Here is a 16,701-nt window from a genome sequence, read left to right as displayed (position 1 = left end):
GGTCTGCCTGCCAGGAGCGGCGGGCATCGGCGGGATGCTACCCGGCACGAACAACCGGGCCCGGGTTCATCGCCGGATCGGCAGATCGCCAGATCGCCAGCTAAGCTCGTCCGGTCCGCGGTCTTCACGCGCCGAACACCGGCGACGGCCCCGGATTCGTGATGGACGGGTACGCCGAACATCGCACGATCATCCGGTTCAGAAAGAGCCGGCGGGAGCTCTCCCCGCCGTGCGCCTCGTTCCGGAGTCCTCGTCAGACGGCGAGGAGATGATCATGCGGATCGCATTGGTCAGCAGCCACACCGGCAAGGTGCCCCACGAGAACGGGTTCGCGCGAGCGCTGGCCCAGCACGGGCACGAGATCGTCGTCTACGTCCGCGGGGATGCCGCACACCTCGAAGAGCGCGACAAAGACGGCTACGAGGTCGTGCGCGTGCCCGTCGGGCCTGCTCGACCGTCGTCCGAGGACGCCGTCTGGGACCACACCGACGACTTCGCCCGGTTCCTCCGCCGCGAGTGGGAACGGACGAGGCCGGACATCGCCCACGCGGACGGATCGGCGGCGGGCCTCGCCGCGTTGCTGGCCGCACGCGAGCACGCCGTGCCCGTGGTGCACACCCACCACGAACCGGCCCGCGAACACGAGCGGATCGCGCGGCTGATCTGCCGGCACGCCGCTCACGTGGTGGTGACCAGCAGCGATCAGGTGCACGGCCTGTGCCTGGCGGGCGTGCCCCGCTCCCGGATCTCCGTGTCACCGGCCGGTGTGGACTTCGACGACCAGGACCTGCCCGGTGTCGCCGAGCACGGCTCCGGACCGGTGCGGCTGCTCGGTCTGGGCGGCCTGCTGCCCGGTCATGGTTTCGACACCGTCGTCGAGGCGATGGCCGACGTGCGCAACGCCGCGCTCGTCGTCGCCGCCGCACCGGCCGAGACGCTCGATCAGGACACCGACCTGGAAGCGAGGCGGCTGCGCCACATGGCCGTGCGGCTCGGCGTCCAGAACCGGGTGTCGGTGGCCAGAACCGCGAACCGGGAAGAGGTGACCGCGCTGCTGCGCTCGGCCGACGTCGTGGTGACCACGCCGCGGCGGGACCCGGCCGGAGTCGTTGCCCTGGAAGCGATGGCGCGGGGACTGCCGGTCGTCGCCTCGGCGGTGGGAGCGCTCGCCGACGTGGTCGTCGACAAGATCACCGGCCGGCTCGTGCCGCCGGGCGACGCCCGCGCACTCACGCTCGCCCTGCGCGAGCTGGTCGGGGACCGGTCCCGGCGGGACGCTCTCGGTCTCTCGGGCGCCGACCGGGTGCGGGCGCGGTACGGCTGGGACCGCGTCGCACGCGACGCGCTCCTCGTCTACGAGCGTGCCGCACACCTCGTCCGCGCGTGACATCGGCTGAACGCGGCAAAACCGAGCCGGTGCGGGCTGTTGTGGACTACGGCACCCCGCCCTGGTTCGGTTTCTCACCTTTCCGCGGCGTGCACGCCGAATCACGCAGGCTCTAACATTCCGAGCGAGCGCGTTGAGCGACCAGCGCCGCGAACTCGATCCCGGGGAGAGGGCCGGCGGAATGGACGACTTGACGATCCCACCGAGTCAGGACGGCGCGCACACCGCCGGAACCGATCGGCAGGACGCGGTGGAGCGACTCGACGACGCCACCTCCGCGCTGATGATGCTGCGGGACGGTTTCTCCGGCGAGGAACCGCTCGACGAGGTGCTCCACCGGCTCAGCGTGACCGCCACGAGAGCGATCCAGGACGCCGACGCGGTCACCGTCACCGTGAATCCCGCGCAGCCGAGAACCGCGGCCGCCAGCGACGCCTCGCTCCTCGACATCGACGAGAAGCAGTACAGCGCCAACCGCGGTCCGTGCCTGGAGGCCGCCCGCACGCTCCGGGCCGTGCGCGCCGTGGTCGGGGACGACGGCAACGACTGGCCCGAGTTCGACGCGGCCGCCGACCAGCACGGCGTGCGCGCCTACCTGTCCGTGCCGATCCTGCTCCCGGCCTCGGACCGCAGCGACGCCAAGCACGTCGGGTCGCTGAACATCTACAGCTACAACGCCTCGGCGTTCGACCCCTTCGACGAAGGCCTGATGCGGCTGTTCACCACCGCCGCGAGCGCCGCGATCGACAACGCGCACCGGTGGCAGCGTTCCCGCGACCACATCGCCCACCTCGAGACCGCGCTCGTGTCACGCGCGGTCATCGACCAGGCCAAGGGCGTGCTCATGGCGGTGCACTCGTGCACCGCGGACGAGGCGTTCGCGATGCTCGTGCAGGACTCCCAGAAACGGAACGTCAAGCTGCGTGAGGTCGCGCAGGGTTTGATCGACAGCGTCGCCCCGCGCTGAGCCCGCGGCCGACGTTTGGCGGGCTCTCTCCTGCGGAAACCCCGTCGGCACTGATCGAGACGAAGGGGCCGCACCATGCGTTCGGTGACCTCGGCCGCGTGCGGTTCGCCGCACCGTCGCCGGCGTGACAGGCTTTCCCCATGAGCACCGCCCGGCACGAGATCGACTCCGACCGGCTGCGCGGGCTCGTGCACAACCTCGGCGTGGTGTTCTGGGCGGCCGACGCCCGGACCCGCGAGTTGACCTTCGTGTCGGGCTACGTCGAACAGCTGCTCGGCCATCCCGTCCAGCGCTGGCTGGAGGAGCCCGGGTTCTGGGACTCGGTCGTGCACCCCGACGACCGCGACAGGTCCCAGCGGGAACGGTGGCACCGATCCGGTGAGCAGGACGACTACGACCTGAGCTACCGCGCCCTCACCGCGGGTGGTGAAGTCGTGTGGCTGCACGAGAAGGTCCACGTGGAGCGGGACGAATCGGGCGCGGCGCGAGCGCTCCAGGGCGTGCTCGTCGACGTCACCGGCCAGCGCGTCGCCGCCGAGAGGGAGCGGTTCCTCGCCGTGCTCGACCGGGAGTCGCAGCAGCTCGACGACGCCGACGACCTCATGGCCCTGGCGACCCGGATGCTCGGCGAGCACCTCGCCGTCGACCGGTGCGCGTACGCGCGGACGGAGGAGGACGAGAACCACTTCGTCATGAGCGGCGACTACGCCACCGGGCTGCCCCCGTTGCCGGGACGGTTCGCGATGCGCGCGTTCGGCGTGGGAGCGCTGCGCGCGATGCGGGCGGGAGAGCCGTGGGTGGTCGTGGACAGCGGCAACGATCCGCGCCTCGACGAGGACGACCTGGCCGCCTACGCGGCCACGGGCATCCGCGCGGTGATCTGCCTGCCCCTGCTGCGCGGCGGGCGGTTCGTCGCGGCCATGGCCGTGCACCAGGCGCAACCGCGGCAGTGGACCGAGGATGAGATCGACCTCGTGTCCGTCGTGGTCAACCGCTGCTGGGAGTCGATGCAGCGCGCGCACTCCGACCGCGCCCTGCGCGACAACGAGCAGCGCCTCCGGCTGCTGATCGACCGGGCCGTCGACTGCATCTGGGTCCTCGACGGCGAACGGCGGTTCGTCGAGATCAACCCGGCGGCCTGCAGGTTGCTGGGCTACCGGCGCGAGGACCTGATCGGCCGGCGCGCCGAGGAGCTGTTCGTGCTCGGCGACGACGGCCGAGACCTGCCGCACGACCAGGAGCAGACCGGGGTCTGGGACCTGCGCTGCGCCGACGGGTCGATCGTCGCGCTGGAGCTCAGCGTCCAGGTCACGCCGAGCGGGCTGCAGGCCATCGGGCGCGACGTCACCGAACGGCAGCGCACCGAGGCCGAGCGCGAACTGCTGTTGCAGCGCGAACACGAGATCGCCACCACGTTGCAGCGCAGCCTGCTGCCCCGCGAGCTGCCGGTGCTGGAACGCCTCGCCACCTCCGCCCGCTACCTGCCCGCGTCGAGCCACGCGCAGGTCGGCGGCGACTGGTACGAGGTGCTGCCGATCAGCGGCACGGTGGCCGGGATGTCGGTCGGCGACGTCGTCGGCTCGGGCCCGACGGCCGCGGCCGTGATGGGGCAGCTCCGCAGCGCCCTGGCCGGGTTCCTGGTCGACGGGCACTCCCCCGCCGCCGCGCTGGAACGGCTCGACGCCTTCGCCGCCAGGGTGAACGGCGCCACCGGCAGCACCTCCGCGTGCATCACGTTCGACTGGGCCACCGGGCGGCTGTGCTGGGCCAGCGCGGGCCACCTGCCGCCGCTGGTGGCCGACGAGCAGGGCGCCCGGTTCCTCACGAACGACACCGGCTCGGTGCTGGGCACCCCGGGACGAGCGCGGTACGAGGAGCACAGCACGGCGCTCGCCCCTGGTGCGACGATCGTGCTCTACACCGACGGCCTGGTCGAACGCAGGGGCGTCGTCGTCGACGAGGGGCTCGACCAGCTGCTGGCCGTGGTGGCGCGGGCACATCACCAGGCGCCCGCCGAACTGACCGGCACGATCGTCGACGCGCTGCTCGCCGACGGCCACAGCGACGACGTCGCGCTCGTCGTCGCCCGCCACCTGCCCGCGCCGCTGCGCGTGACGTCCCCCGCCGAGTCGCGCCGGCTGTCGGAGCTGCGAGGTGCCGTGTCCGAGTGGGCCGCCGCCGCGGGGCTGTCCGACGACCTCGCCTACGACCTCGTACTGGCCTGCGGAGAGGCCGCCGCGAACGTCGTGGACCACGCTTATCCCGGCACCACCGGCACGTTCGACACCGAGCTCTCGCAGCGGGACGGCGCCGTGCACGTCACAGTCCGGGACCACGGCAGGTGGCGTCCAGCGCCCGAGGATCCCGGCCACCGCGGCCGCGGGCTCCAGATGATCCGCGCCATGGCCGACGACGTCGAGCTCGACGCGAACGGCACGGGCACGACGGTCAGCTTCCGGTTCTCCACCGCACCGGCCGACGTACCGCCGGCACCGGCTCCGGCGCTCGCCAAGCCGTCCGACGTGATCGGGCTCGCCGTGCGGGAGGCCGCCGACGGCACGCAGGTGCTCCGCCTCACCGGGGACCTCGACACGCACACCTCCGGCGGCTTCCGCGCACCGCTGCTGGCCCACATCGGCGACCGGCCCGGCGGCCCGGTCGACATCGACCTCACCCGCCTCGGCTACCTGAGCAGTTCCGGCGTCGCGCTGCTCCTCGAGGCCGCGGGCGCCGCGCGGCGGGCCGGACGGGCGATCGGCGTGACGTGCCTGCGCGGCAGTGCTCCCGACCGCATTCTCACGTTGTCGGGCCTGCACGACGTCCTCGCGGTGAGCCGCCGGTCCGAGGAGTTCACGTGACCGAGAAGGCCGAGGCCTGGAGCTCCGCGTTCCGCCACATCGTCAACGGCGCCCACCTGTCGACGGCCGGCGACCTCGCGGAGCTGCTGGACGGGGCCGCCGCCCAGGTGGACATCACCGCGCAGCTGTACGTCGTCGACATGGGTCAGCAGTGGCTGCGCTCGGTCCGTCCCGAGGGAGGGCCGTCGTTGCGGGTGGACGCCACCACGGCCGGACGCGCGTTCCAGCGGACCGACATCATCCCCGTGGGCGGCTCGCCGCCGTGCCTGTGGCTGCCGGTGCTGAACGGCACCGAGCGGCTCGGCGTCGTCCAGATGGTCCTGCACGGCGACCGGGACCCCGGCGACCGGTCGATCCGCGAGCACTGCTGGGAGCTGGCCGGTCTGCTCGGGCACCTCGTCATGAGCAAGCTCCACTACAGCGACTTCCTGCACGTCCTGCGCCGCACCACGCCGTTGTCCGTGGCGTCCGAGCTGCTGTGGCAGCTGCTGCCACCCCAGACCTTCGCGTGTGACCAGCTGACGGTCACGGCGGTGATGGAGCCCTATCACTCCGTGGGCGGCGACGGCTACGACTACGCCATCGACAACGGCCGCGCGTACGTCTCGATCTTCGACGCGACCGGGCACGACATGCACGCGGGCCTCACCACCGCGATAGCGCTGGCGGCCACGCGCAACGCACGCCGCAACGGCCTCGGGCTGCTCGAAGCGGCCGAACTGGCCGACCAAGCCGTGCGGCAGCAGGCGACCGAGGGGCTCAGGGCTCCGTTCGCGACGGCGGTGCTCGCCGATCTCGACCTCGCGACGGGGGCGTTGCAGTACGTCATCGCGGGACATCCGCCGGCCCTGCTGTTGCGGGGCGGCAGGATGGTGAAAGCGCTGAAGGGCCCGGTCCACGTGCCGCTCGGACTCGGCCACCTCGCCAGGACGCCCCGGCTGCTCGGGCGTGAGCACCTCCAGGCCGGTGACCGGATCCTGCTGCACACCGACGGCGTCACCGAGGCACGCGACTCGCGGGGCGAGGAGTTCGGCGTCGAGCGCCTGGTCGACCTCACCGAACGGAACGAGTCGGCCGGTCTGCCCGCACCCGAGACCCTGCGGCGGGTGTCCCGCGCGGTGCTCGACCACCAGCACGGGAACCTGCAGGACGACGCCACCCTGCTCCTGCTCGAGTGGAGCAGGACCGCGGCGCACAACGTGCTGCCCTGACATGAGAGCTGTCACCTGGCACGGCGGCTGTGCCAGGTGACCCCACCCGAAACGTCCACAAAGGATGGTCGGCGCGGGCCTACTCCGCCGAGCCGGGCTCGGACATCTTGCGGTGTGCCTTGGCCTTCACCGGGTCCGGCAGCGCCCGGCCCGCGAGCGCCTGCGCCTTGTTCATCACCGAGCCGGCGACGACGTGGTCCTTGCCCTTCATCAACGCCTCGAACCCCTCGCGCGCGACCTGCGCCGGATCGTCCTTGGCGGACTGGGCGACCTTGGTGTCCTGCATGCCCGCCCGGTCGAAGAAGTTCGTGTCCGTCGGACCGGGCATCAGCATGGTCACGCTGACACCGGTGTCCTTCAGTTCCTCGCGCAGGCCCTGCCCGAACGAGGCGAGGAACGCCTTGGACGCCGCGTACACCGTCTGGAACGGCCCCGGGGTGGTGGCCGCGATCGACGACGTGAACAGCACGCGCCCTTCCTTGCGGTCCACCATGTCCGAGAGCACCCGGTGCGTCAGGTGCACGGCGGACGTGACGTTCAGGTTGACGATCTCCAGGTTGTCGTCCACGGACGTGTCGCGGACGAAGTCACCGCCGACCCCGACGCCGGCGTTGACCGCGAGCGCGTCGACCGGCCGCCCGCTCGCCCTGATGCGCGCCACCAGGTCCTCGACGCCTTGGTACGACGAAAGGTCGACCTGCACGGCGTCCACCTGGACGCCACCACGGCCTCGAATCTCCTCGGCGACGGTCTCGATCGCGTCGTCCTCGGCGGCGATGACGAGATCGTAACCGTTGTCCGCGAACACCTTCGCGAGCTCGAGCCCGATACCGCTCGACGCTCCCGTCACGACTGCCTGTGGGTTCACCGATCCTCCTCCAGAGCACGTGGCCAACACCACGGAGGTACCCCGGACCGCCGGGGGCATTCGCGGGTGCCGCGGGCGGTGCCGATGATCTGACGGCGAGCTGCGCGCAGCGCCAACACCGGCGTCCACTGTGGATCTTCATGGAGTCGCTCGGACCTCACCGCCGCCCAGGACGTGAACGAACTCACGTTTAGATCGGGGAAAACCGCACGTACGCTCCGTCGGGTCCGGGCCGTGTCGTGTCTGGCCCAATCCCCGTTCGAGGAGTTGTTGTGTTGCGGCGAACGATGCCGCCGATGTTCCGCGCCCTGAGCCATCGGAACTACCGCCGATGGGCCACCGCGGACCTGATCTCCGTGACGGGCTCGTGGATGCAGGTCATCGGTGTGAACTGGGTGGTGCTCGAGCGCACCGGCTCGGTGACCTCGGTCGGGTTCTCCGTACTGCTCAGCACGGTGCCCAGCGTTCTCCTGGGTCCGTGGGCGGGCTCGCTCGCCGACCGGTTCCCGGTGCGCCGGATCGTGCTCGTCTGCCAGACGCTGCACGCCGTGCTGGCGTTCGTGCTCGCCTGCGCCGTCTGGTCCGGGCTGCCGATGGCGCCGATCTACGCGCTCACCTTCGCCGCGGGGCTGGTCACCGTGTTCGACGGTCCCGCGTTCGGCCGGCTGAGCAGCCAGATCGTCCCGCGTGACGGCCTCGCCAACGCGGTCGCGCTCGGCTCGGTGATCAGTTCGGTCGGCCGCATCGCCGGGATGAGCGCGGCGGGTGTGCTCGTCGCGCTGGTCGGCGCACCGGTGCTGTTCGCGCTCAACGGCCTCAGCTTCGTCGCCGTCATCGTCGCGGTGCTGACCATTCGCCGTGAGGAGTTCCACCCCCTCGCCACGAGCGCTCCCAGCCGGGCGGGCGTGCGGGACGGCCTGCGGTACGTCGCCGGCAGCGGGCGTCTGCTGCTGCTCGTCACACTCGGGTTCGTCCTGTCCTGCCTGGGCCGCAACTACCAGGTCACCATGGCGGCGATGAGCGCCGATGCGGCGATGTACGGCCTGCTCTCGTCGGTGTTCGCCATCGGCACCGTGCTGGGCGGGCTGGTCGCGGCGGCCCGGCGCACGCTGTCCGTGCGGCTTCTGCTCGTGTGCGCGGGGCTCGCCAGCCTGCTCCAGGCGGTCGGCGGCCTCGTACCGGGATCTCTCGCGTTCGCCGTCGTGCTCGTGCCGATCGCCGCGGCGGCGGTGCTGATCGACACGACCATGAGCACCCGTCTGCAACTCGACTCCGAGGAAGGCATGCGTGGCCGGATGCTCGCGATCAGCGGCTCCGCCGGGGCCGCCGCGGGTGCGATCGGCGCGCCCCTGCTCGGCTGGTTGTGCGAGCGGTCCGGGGCGAACACGACGCTCGTGCTGGCGGGCACCGTGACGCTGCTCGCGACGCTGACCGCGGCCTCGCTCTTCGGCGCGTCCCCGCAGCGGCGCACGGCGTTCGCCCACCGGGTGCTGCACCGGCGGCGCGGTGCCGCGCACCCGGCCGGTCATCCGCACCAGCCCGCGCCGGTCACGCGTCCGCGTCGCCGTGCTCGGGTGCGGGCGAGGAGCAGGGCCGAAGCACACGGACGGTGACGGCGGCGTTTCCGTCCGCCGCTCGCGGGTAGCCAGCCGCCATGAGCACGAATGTCCGCATCACGTCCATGGCCGCCAACGAGTACGCCGCCGAAGTGCGCGAAGGCACCGAGACGACCACGCATCACGTCGTGTTGTCGCAAGGCTTTCTCGACGATCTCGCGGTCCAGGAGCCGGACGGGGCCACGCTGGTCGAGGAGATCATCCGGTACCTGCTCGACCGCGAGCCGAACACGTCCGTCCCGCACGAACTGGATCCCGCCGCGCTGGTCGGCCAGGACGCCGAGTTCCTGCCGGAGCTGCGGCGGCGCCTGGGTGCCGAGTGAGCGTTCGGCATGCGCATTCGTGCGTGCACCCGTCGAGCGGCGACCCGGCCTGGCCGCACGGATGCACGCGCTGGAGAACGTCGGTGACGACGCCCCGGCCGACCTGACGACCCTCTACCGCGTGGGCGAGTTGCCTAAGGGTGTCGAGACGCTGGAATGCCCCGCTGTCCACTGTGGACAGCGGGGCATTCCAGTCCTGAGAACGACTACGGGCGATGGCGCAGGATGGCACCGACGCCCTGCAGCACCTCGATGTCGTCGCCGACAACGATGTTCGCCCCCGTCACGGCCGCCGCGCGCGTCAACGCGTCGTCCGCGCGGTTGCGTTCGACCGCGGCAGGCTCGTGTCGGTGAACTCGCGAACGACGGCCTCCTCGGCACCGACCTGCTCGGGCCCAGCGCGTCCGCGACCCGCCCGACCACGACGACGTGCGTACCGGCGGCGGCAGGCAGGACGCGAGCGGCAGCAGGTCCGGCAGCGACGAATAGCGGATGACGTCGGCGGGCGGCGGCACCGGCAGCGTCTGGTCCACCAGCACGGACGCACCCGACGCGATCAGCACGCGCCTGGCCTTGCCCGCCCGTGGGTCGGCGGCGGACACCGCCTCGTCCAGCGCGGCCAGTGCCTTCTCTCGTCTACACGACGGTCATCACGCCATCGCGAGCGACGGCCGGGGTGACGCGCAGGTACAGGTGCTCCGTCCTCCGCGCGACCTCGTCCCAGGTGTAGCAGGCGGAGACGCGGTCGGCGCCGGCGGTGCCGTAGACGTGGCGCCGGGAGCGGTCCCCGAGCAACACCCGCAGCTCCTTCGCGAGCCGTTTCGGATTCCGCGGCGGCACCAGCTTCCCGGTGACGCCGTCGACCACGGTGTCGAGGAGCCCGCCGACCGCGGAAGCGACCACCGGAAGGCCGCACGCCATCGCCTCCAACGGCACGATGCCGAACGGCTCGTACCACGGCACGCAGGCGACGACCTCCGCCGAGCGCAGGAAGTCCGGCATGTCCTGGCGGACCACCTGCCCTGCGAGCCGGACGCGGTCGCGCACCCCGAGGGCCTCCGCGTGCGCGAGCAAACGCTGCGCCTCGCGGTCCGAGTTCAGCTTGCTCGCGGGCGGTCCGCCCGCGATCACCAGCTCGGCTTCCGGCACCATCTTGAGCGCGGTGATCAGGTCCTCGAACCCCTTGCGCGGCACCAGCCTGCCGACCGACACGATCCGCCGCGGGTGGGGTGAGGCCGGGGCGGGGTGGAACAGGCCGGGGTCGACGCCGCAGGGCACGACCGCGGTGCGCGTGCGCCGGATTCCCATCCGCACCAGCTCGTTCACCTCGTCCTCGCAGGTCGCGGCGATGAGAGCGGCCTGCTTGCCGATGATCCGCTCGATCGAGATGCGCTGGGGAGGACTGGTGTCCGCTTCGAGCTGGTGGCGGCGTTTCACGGTGCCGAGAGCGTGGAAGGTCTGCACCACCGGCACGTCGAGGTCGCGGGTCGCCATGATCGCGGCGAATCCGGACATCCAGAAGTGCGCGTGCACGACGTCGGGCGGCGCGGCACGCCAGTCCGCGGCCATGAAGCGGGCGAACTCCCCCATGAAAGGCAGGAGTTCGTCCTTGGGCACGTGTTCGGCAGGTCCGGCGGGTACGTGCACCACCTCGTAACCGGCGTTCGTGCGCACCCGTTCGGGTAGCTTGCCGTCGTCACGCCGCGTGTAGACCACGACTTCGTGTCCCCGCGCCGCCAACGCCTCGGACAGCGCGGCCACGTGCACGTTCTGCCCACCAGCGTCGACCTCGCCCAGCACCGCCAGCGGGCTGGCGTGCTCGGACACCATCGCGATCCTCATGCCCTCACCTCCGTCGTACGGCCGATCCCCGCCCGCGACTTCGGCGTCCACATCGCGTCGTCACGATCGGAGGGCCCCGCGGCGGAAGTCCGGTCCACAGAGGAGATTTATCCCCGGAAAACGCTTCGAAACACCGCTCACCGAAGCGCTACTCGGCGTCACCACATCGGGCTCGCCGGAGGTCACCGTCGTCCGTCCGGTGTCCCACGCTGACCAGCCGAAAGCCCGCCTCGCGGACCTTGTCGGCGGGAACGACGCCCCGGGTGTCGACGAGCACCGGTGTCGTCATCCGGCCGGCGAGCGCCGGCCAGTCGAGCTCGGCGAACTCCGGCCACTCGGTGAGGACGACCAGCACGTCCCGGCCGTCCGCCAGCTCCTCCGGTGTGCCGACGACGGTGATGCCGTCGACCTGCTGGCTGATCGCCGGGTCGTAGGCGCGGATGTCGCCGTCCAGCAGCCGCGCTATCGCGAGCGCGGGCGAGTCGCGCAGGTCATTGGTGCCCGCCTTGAACGTGAGGCCGAGCAGCCCGATGCGCTCGCCCTCGACCTTCTCCGCGATGCGGCGGACCTGGTGCTCGTTGGTGTCGACGGCGGCGCGCAGGGTCGCGAACTCGACGTCCTGCTCCCGTGCCGTGCAGAGCAACGCGCGGGTGTCCTTGGGCAGGCAGGAGCCACCCCAGCCCGGGCCGGGTTGCAGGAACGCGGCGCCGATGCGTTCGTCCAGGCGCATGCCCTCGGTGACTCCGTCGATGTCCGCGCCGACGCGTTCGCACAGCTCGGCGAGGGAGTTGACGAAGGACAGCTTCACCGCGAGGAAGCTGTTGCAGGCGTACTTGATCAGCTCGGCCGTGGTGTTGTCGGTGAGCACGACCGGTACGTCGTCGCCGTAGAGCGCGGCGACCCGTCTCGCCGCCTCGGGGTCGGCCGAACCGACCACGACCCGTTGCGGCCGCAGGAAGTCCTCGACCGCGTGACCTTCCCGCAGGAACTCCGGGTTCGACACGGTCGGCTGGTGCGCGATGCCCCGCGCGGTGCCGACGGGAACCGTCGACTTCAGCACCAGCACGGTGTTCTCCGGCACCTGCGCGACGACGTCGTGCACGGCGGTCAGATCGGCTTCACCGTGCTCCCCCGCCGGCGTGGGAACGCAGACGAACAGGAAGTCCACGTCATGCGGAAACACCGTGGTGAACTCGATGTCGTGCTGTTCCAGCAGTTCCGCGAGCCCTGGCTCGACCAGGTCCACCTCGCCCCGCCGCAACCGCTCGACCTTGGCCTCGTCCACGTCCGCGCAGACGACGTCGTGGCCGAGATGAGCGAGGCAGGCGGCCGTGGTCAGGCCGACGTACCCGGCACCAACGACACCGATTCGATGCACGTTCGCCCTCCCGACATGTCTCGCGCTGCGGTCTGCGTCTCGTTCTGGGGCACACGCACCTGAAGCTCGCCACGGACCCGGTGCAGACAGGCGGCCGGCGGGATGGCGGCACTCGTCACGATCATCCGCACCACCTCCGGCGCCGTACGAGGCCCTGGCGCGATGCGCTGCGCCGCGAACCGCGCCGTCATGGCGGCCCACCCGAGTGCCGCGACGGCCGCGGCACGCCTGTTCCCGGCAAGTCCACAAAGGATAGACGTGATCGCGAGGCCGGTGGTGAGCGCGTGTTCGCGCAACCGGCCGCGATGCCCGCCGATCTTCTCCCGCCACCGCGGACCGTGCACCCTGCGCATCAACGCGTCGTCAGCGTTTCCGCGCTGCTGCTTCAAGCTGGTGAAGAAACCGGTGCGCCGCACGGGATGCGTGGTGACCCGGTCACCGAACACGACCCGGTACCCGAGGTCGATCACGCGCAACGCGAGGTCGGCGTCCTCCCGGTAGGCCCGCGGGAAACGCTCGTCGAAACCGCCTGTCTCCAGCAGCACGGACCGCCGGTAGGCCATGTCCGCGGTGATCCACTTGGCGTCGGCGAGGCCGGAGGTGTTGCGTTCCCAGTCGGTGGGCCTGCGGTCCGGCGGCAGCGGCACCTCGATGCGTGCCTGACTGGCCGCCACGTCGTCGTCCAGTGCCTCGAGGTCGTCGACGAGCCGTCGTTTCCAGTCCGGTGGCGGCAGCACGTCGTCGTCGAGGAAGACCACCCACTCGCTGGTGGCCCGCCGCCAGCCGGCGTTGCGCGCGGCCGCCGGTCCACGGCCGAACCGGTCGTACACCACGATGATCTCGTCCGGCGGCGGCCCGTCGCCGTACCGGATCGCGTTCACCACGACGTCGAGGCTCTCGCGGCCGACCGTGGGGATGACGACGGTGTAGCCGGTCATCGCCGCACCACGAACGGGCCGATCGCGAGCAGGTCGACGGGCGACGAACCGAAGCACTCCAGCGCGTCCCTCGGGGAGTCGACCATGGGCCGCCCCGCCGTGTTGAGGCTGGTGTTGACCACGACCGGCACGCCGGTGCGGCGGTCGAACTCCTCCAGCACCCGCTCCAGCAGCGGGTCGTTCGCCACGGTCTGCACGCGGGCGGTGCCGTCCACGTGGACCACGGCCGGGATGCGGTCCCTCCACTCAGGACGGACGTCGTGCACGAAGAGCATGTAGGGACTGGGAACCGGTCCGCGCTCGAACAGCTCGTGTGCCCGGCTCTCCAGCACCATCGGCGCGATCGGCCGGAACTGCTCTCGACCCTTGACGTCGTTCATCCGCTCCAGGTTCTCGGCGAAACAGGGGTTCGCGAGCAGCGACCGGCGGCCCAGCGCGCGTGGCCCGTACTCCGACCGCCCCTGGAACCAGGCGATGATCTTGTCGTCCGCCAGCGCCCGCGCCACCACGGCGGCCAGGTCCGTCGGCTTCTCGTACACGACCTTCGCCGTCTTGAGCACCTGCTCGATCTCGTCGTCGCTCCAGCTCCGGCCGAGGTCGGCGCCCGGCATCGGCGCCAGCGGTTCACCCGACGCCACGTGCAGCGCGGCCCCGAGCGCGGTGCCCGAGTCACCGGCCGCGGGCTGCACCCACACCTCGTCGAACGGTCCCTCGGCGAAGATCCGCGTGTTCGCGACGCAGTTCAGCGCCACCCCGCCCGCCATGGCGAGCCTGCGTTCACCGGTCTGCTCGTGCAGCCACGTGGTGAGCTCCAGCAGCACCTCCTCCAGCCTGCGCTGCACGCTGGCGGCGAGTTCGGCGTGTTCCTGCAGCAGTTCCCCGTCCGGCGGCTTGGCCAGCGTGTTCCACTCGATCGGCACGATCTGGAAGCGACCGTCAGAGGTGGTCGTGATGTGCTCGCGCATGAGGTCCAGGTGCACCGGTTCGGCGTGCGAGGCGAGCGCCATGACCTTGTACTCGTCGCTGGACCGCAGGAAACCGAGGTGCTCGGTCAGGTCTTCGTAGAGCAGGCCCAGCGAGTGCGGCAGCCGTTGCTCGGCGAGCTTGACCAGCCGCTGGTCGTCGTACCGCCCGGCCAGGTAGGAGCCGCACTCGCCGCGCCCGTCGGCCACCAGCACCGCGCAGTTCCCTCCGAACGGTGCCGCGAGTCCCGTGGAGGCCGCGTGCGCGGCGTGGTGCGGCACGAACCGCACGATCTCCGGGTCCAGGCCGGGCAACGCGGTGGCCAGGAACTGCGGGGCCCGCCAGGCGTAGGTGGTGCGCAGCTCCTCCCACGGCGCGGTGTCGTCCTCCGCGAGCGCCGGATCGTAGGAGTACGCGACGGCGTCGAGATCGGCCGGCGTGAGCCCGGCCTTCTCCAGACACCACTTCGCCGCCATCTCCGGCAGCTCCCAGGCCGAGAACGGAACCGGCCGCTTGCCGTGCTTGCGCCGGGAGAACCGTTCCTCCTCGGCGGCAGCGACCGTGTGCCCGTCGATCACGAGGGCGGCCGCGGGGTCGTGAAAAATCGCGTTGATGCCCAGAACCCGCATCACGCCTCCTTCGCCATCAGTCGAAGTCCTCGTTCCAGCGGGATCTCCGGCTCCCAGCCGAACAGCTCCCGCGCCGTGGTGATGTCCGGCCTGCGTCGCCGGGGGTCGTCGGTCATCGCACCGACGTGCACGATCTCGGAGCCGCTGCCGGTCACCTCGATGACCTGCTTGGCGACCTCCAGTACCGTGACCTCCTCGGGGTTGCCGAGGTTGACCGGTCCTGCCTCGCCGCTGTCCGCCATGGCCAGCACCCCGCGCACGAGATCGTCGACATAGCACAGCGACCGCGTCTGCGTACCGTCACCGTGCACGGTCAACGGTTCGTTCTTGCGAGCCTGCGCGAAGAACGTCGGTAACATCCGGCCGTCGTTCGACTTCATCCGCGGCCCGTAGGTGTTGAAGATCCTGACCACGCCGACGTCGAGCCCGTGTTCCCGCCGGTACGCGAACGCGAGCGCCTCGCCGAACCGCTTCGCCTCGTCGTACACGCTGCGCGGCCCGATCGGATTGACGTTGCCCCAGTAGGTTTCCCGCTGCGGGTGCTCCAGCGGATCGCCGTACACCTCGCTGGTGGAGGCGACGACCACCCGCGCGCCGATCCGTCTGGCCTCCTCCAGCACGTGACGGGTGCCGAACCCGCCCGTCTCGAGCGTGCCGACGGGGGACGCCAGGTAGGCCGACGGCGACGCGGGGCACGCGAAGTGCAGCACCAGCTCGCTGGGCGGCAACCGGAACGGTTCGCGCACGTCGACGCGCATGAGGTCGACCGCGGGCGGCACGTTCGCGGGTTCTCCCGTGCTGAAGTCGTCCACACAGGTCACCCGCATGCCACGCGCCACAAGGGCATCGCACAGGTGCGAGCCGAGAAAGCCGGCACCTCCGGTCACCACAGCACGTTCTGCCATGAGATTGAGCTACCCGGCGAAACGCCGCCTACACCGCTTCGGGAAAAAGTACGCGACTTGCCAGGTCCGCGACGGCCCTCAGTTCGCGAGGCGGTCGACGGGGATCCGCCGTTCGAGCACGTCACGCGACACGGCCAGCAATGTGCGGCGCTCGGCGAACGCGTGCGCCCGCAGCCTCACGAAAGCCTCTTCGAGACCGATCGCCAGCCCCGCGGCCAGCAGGCCGGTGGCCAAGTGCACGTCCTGATAGGACACTTCCATCCGCAGCTTCTCGTGGTCGTCGGCCAGTTCGCTCTCCAGCAGCGCGAGGGCCGCCAGATCGGCCAGCAGCACGGCGTCCGCGAGCGCGTCCGCGGACAGACCACCGGGGCGCCGCCGGTAGAGGTTCAGCGCGCCGAGCCGGATACCACCGATGTGCAGGGGGAACGCGAACATCGCGCCGAGGCCCGCCTCGGCGCTCGCGGCGGCGAACCAGGGCCACCTGCCGCGCTCGGCCTCCACGTCCGCCACCAGCACCGGATCACCGCCGAGGCGAGCCTCCGCCGCGGGCCCCTCGCCGAGCGAGTACTGGAGCTCCTCGATCGCCTGGCTCCACCCGTCACTGACGGTGACCGTGTCCTGTGACCGCTCCTCGCCGCGCACCACGAGCCCCGCGGCGTCCACCGGAAGCACCTTCACGCACACCGTGCACAGCGCCTGCGGCCACTCCACACCCGTGGCGCACTGCTCGATCATTCGCTCGAGCCGGTCCCTGCGCTGTCCGTCCACCCTCGGCCTCTCGTGCGGCTGCCCACTGGATTGCGAATCCGGTACCGC

14 protein-coding genes are annotated in these 16,701 nt (G+C 71.3%); 6 read left to right on the top strand and 8 right to left on the bottom strand.

The window, feature by feature from the left end; translation table 11 throughout:
- Positions 1-274 precede the first annotated feature (274 nt).
- The 4 genes from AB0M48_RS36610 (at position 275) to AB0M48_RS36595 (ending at position 6,423) form a co-directional block, all read left to right on the top strand.
- Positions 275-1,387, top strand: a complete 1,113-nt coding sequence (locus tag AB0M48_RS36610) for a glycosyltransferase (protein WP_363850912.1) — start codon at positions 275-277, stop codon at positions 1,385-1,387.
- A gap of 181 nt (positions 1,388-1,568) precedes the next feature.
- Positions 1,569-2,354, top strand: a complete 786-nt coding sequence (locus tag AB0M48_RS36605; protein ID WP_363850909.1) for a GAF and ANTAR domain-containing protein — start codon at positions 1,569-1,571, stop codon at positions 2,352-2,354.
- A gap of 140 nt (positions 2,355-2,494) precedes the next feature.
- Complete coding sequence (locus AB0M48_RS36600; protein WP_363850907.1) at positions 2,495-5,212, top strand: SpoIIE family protein phosphatase; 2,718 nt, start codon at positions 2,495-2,497, stop codon at positions 5,210-5,212.
- Positions 5,209-6,423, top strand: a complete 1,215-nt coding sequence (locus AB0M48_RS36595) for a PP2C family protein-serine/threonine phosphatase (RefSeq protein WP_363850904.1) — start codon at positions 5,209-5,211, stop codon at positions 6,421-6,423. The genes AB0M48_RS36600 and AB0M48_RS36595 overlap by 4 nt, the downstream gene beginning before the upstream one ends.
- A 79-nt stretch (positions 6,424-6,502) precedes the next feature.
- On the opposite strand, the gene AB0M48_RS36590 is transcribed toward AB0M48_RS36595, so the two are convergent.
- Positions 6,503-7,291 carry an SDR family oxidoreductase gene (locus AB0M48_RS36590; RefSeq protein WP_363850901.1) on the bottom strand — a complete coding sequence of 263 codons (789 nt, stop codon included), beginning with the start codon at positions 7,289-7,291 and terminating at the stop codon, positions 6,503-6,505.
- A gap of 272 nt (positions 7,292-7,563) precedes the next feature.
- Here AB0M48_RS36590 and AB0M48_RS36585 point away from each other — a divergent pair, with 272 nt between their 5' ends.
- Positions 7,564-8,904: an MFS transporter gene (locus tag AB0M48_RS36585; RefSeq protein WP_363850898.1), complete on the top strand. Its 1,341-nt coding sequence runs from the start codon at positions 7,564-7,566 to the stop codon at positions 8,902-8,904.
- Between the two features lie 41 nt (positions 8,905-8,945).
- Entirely contained in the window at positions 8,946-9,230 is a 285-nt protein-coding gene (locus tag AB0M48_RS36580) for a hypothetical protein (RefSeq protein ID WP_363850895.1), read from the top strand.
- A 206-nt stretch (positions 9,231-9,436) separates the two neighbouring features.
- Here the strand turns inward: AB0M48_RS36580 and AB0M48_RS36575 are convergent, their stop codons facing one another.
- The 7 genes from AB0M48_RS36575 to AB0M48_RS36545 all read right to left on the bottom strand — a co-directional run bounded on the left by AB0M48_RS36575 (position 9,437) and on the right by AB0M48_RS36545 (position 16,620).
- A complete protein-coding gene (locus AB0M48_RS36575; protein WP_363850892.1) occupies positions 9,437-9,832 on the bottom strand; it encodes a hypothetical protein in 396 nt (131 codons plus the stop codon).
- 34 nt (positions 9,833-9,866) lie between these two features.
- A complete protein-coding gene (locus AB0M48_RS36570; protein ID WP_363850889.1) occupies positions 9,867-11,072 on the bottom strand; it encodes a glycosyltransferase in 1,206 nt (401 codons plus the stop codon).
- A gap of 148 nt (positions 11,073-11,220) precedes the next feature.
- Positions 11,221-12,450: a UDP-glucose/GDP-mannose dehydrogenase family protein gene (locus AB0M48_RS36565; RefSeq protein ID WP_363850886.1), complete on the bottom strand. Its 1,230-nt coding sequence runs from the start codon at positions 12,448-12,450 to the stop codon at positions 11,221-11,223.
- Complete coding sequence (locus AB0M48_RS36560; RefSeq protein ID WP_363850883.1) at positions 12,408-13,388, bottom strand: glycosyltransferase; 981 nt, start codon at positions 13,386-13,388, stop codon at positions 12,408-12,410. The genes AB0M48_RS36565 and AB0M48_RS36560 overlap by 43 nt, the downstream gene beginning before the upstream one ends.
- Entirely contained in the window at positions 13,385-14,980 is a 1,596-nt protein-coding gene (locus tag AB0M48_RS36555; RefSeq protein ID WP_363850880.1) for a carbamoyltransferase C-terminal domain-containing protein, read from the bottom strand. The genes AB0M48_RS36560 and AB0M48_RS36555 overlap by 4 nt, the downstream gene beginning before the upstream one ends.
- Complete coding sequence (locus AB0M48_RS36550; RefSeq protein ID WP_363850877.1) at positions 14,980-15,885, bottom strand: NAD-dependent epimerase/dehydratase family protein; 906 nt, start codon at positions 15,883-15,885, stop codon at positions 14,980-14,982. Before AB0M48_RS36550 ends, AB0M48_RS36555 begins: the two co-directional genes overlap by 1 nt.
- Before the next feature lie 78 nt (positions 15,886-15,963).
- Positions 15,964-16,620 carry a GAF and ANTAR domain-containing protein gene (locus tag AB0M48_RS36545; RefSeq protein ID WP_363850874.1) on the bottom strand — a complete coding sequence of 219 codons (657 nt, stop codon included), beginning with the start codon at positions 16,618-16,620 and terminating at the stop codon, positions 15,964-15,966.
- Between the last annotated feature and the right edge of the window lie 81 nt (positions 16,621-16,701).

The sequence above is a fragment of the Lentzea sp. NPDC051208 genome (assembly GCF_040682435.1).
GTDB lineage: Bacteria > Actinomycetota > Actinomycetes > Mycobacteriales > Pseudonocardiaceae > Lentzea > Lentzea kristufekii.
This window is presented reverse-complemented; position numbering and strand designations above follow the sequence as displayed.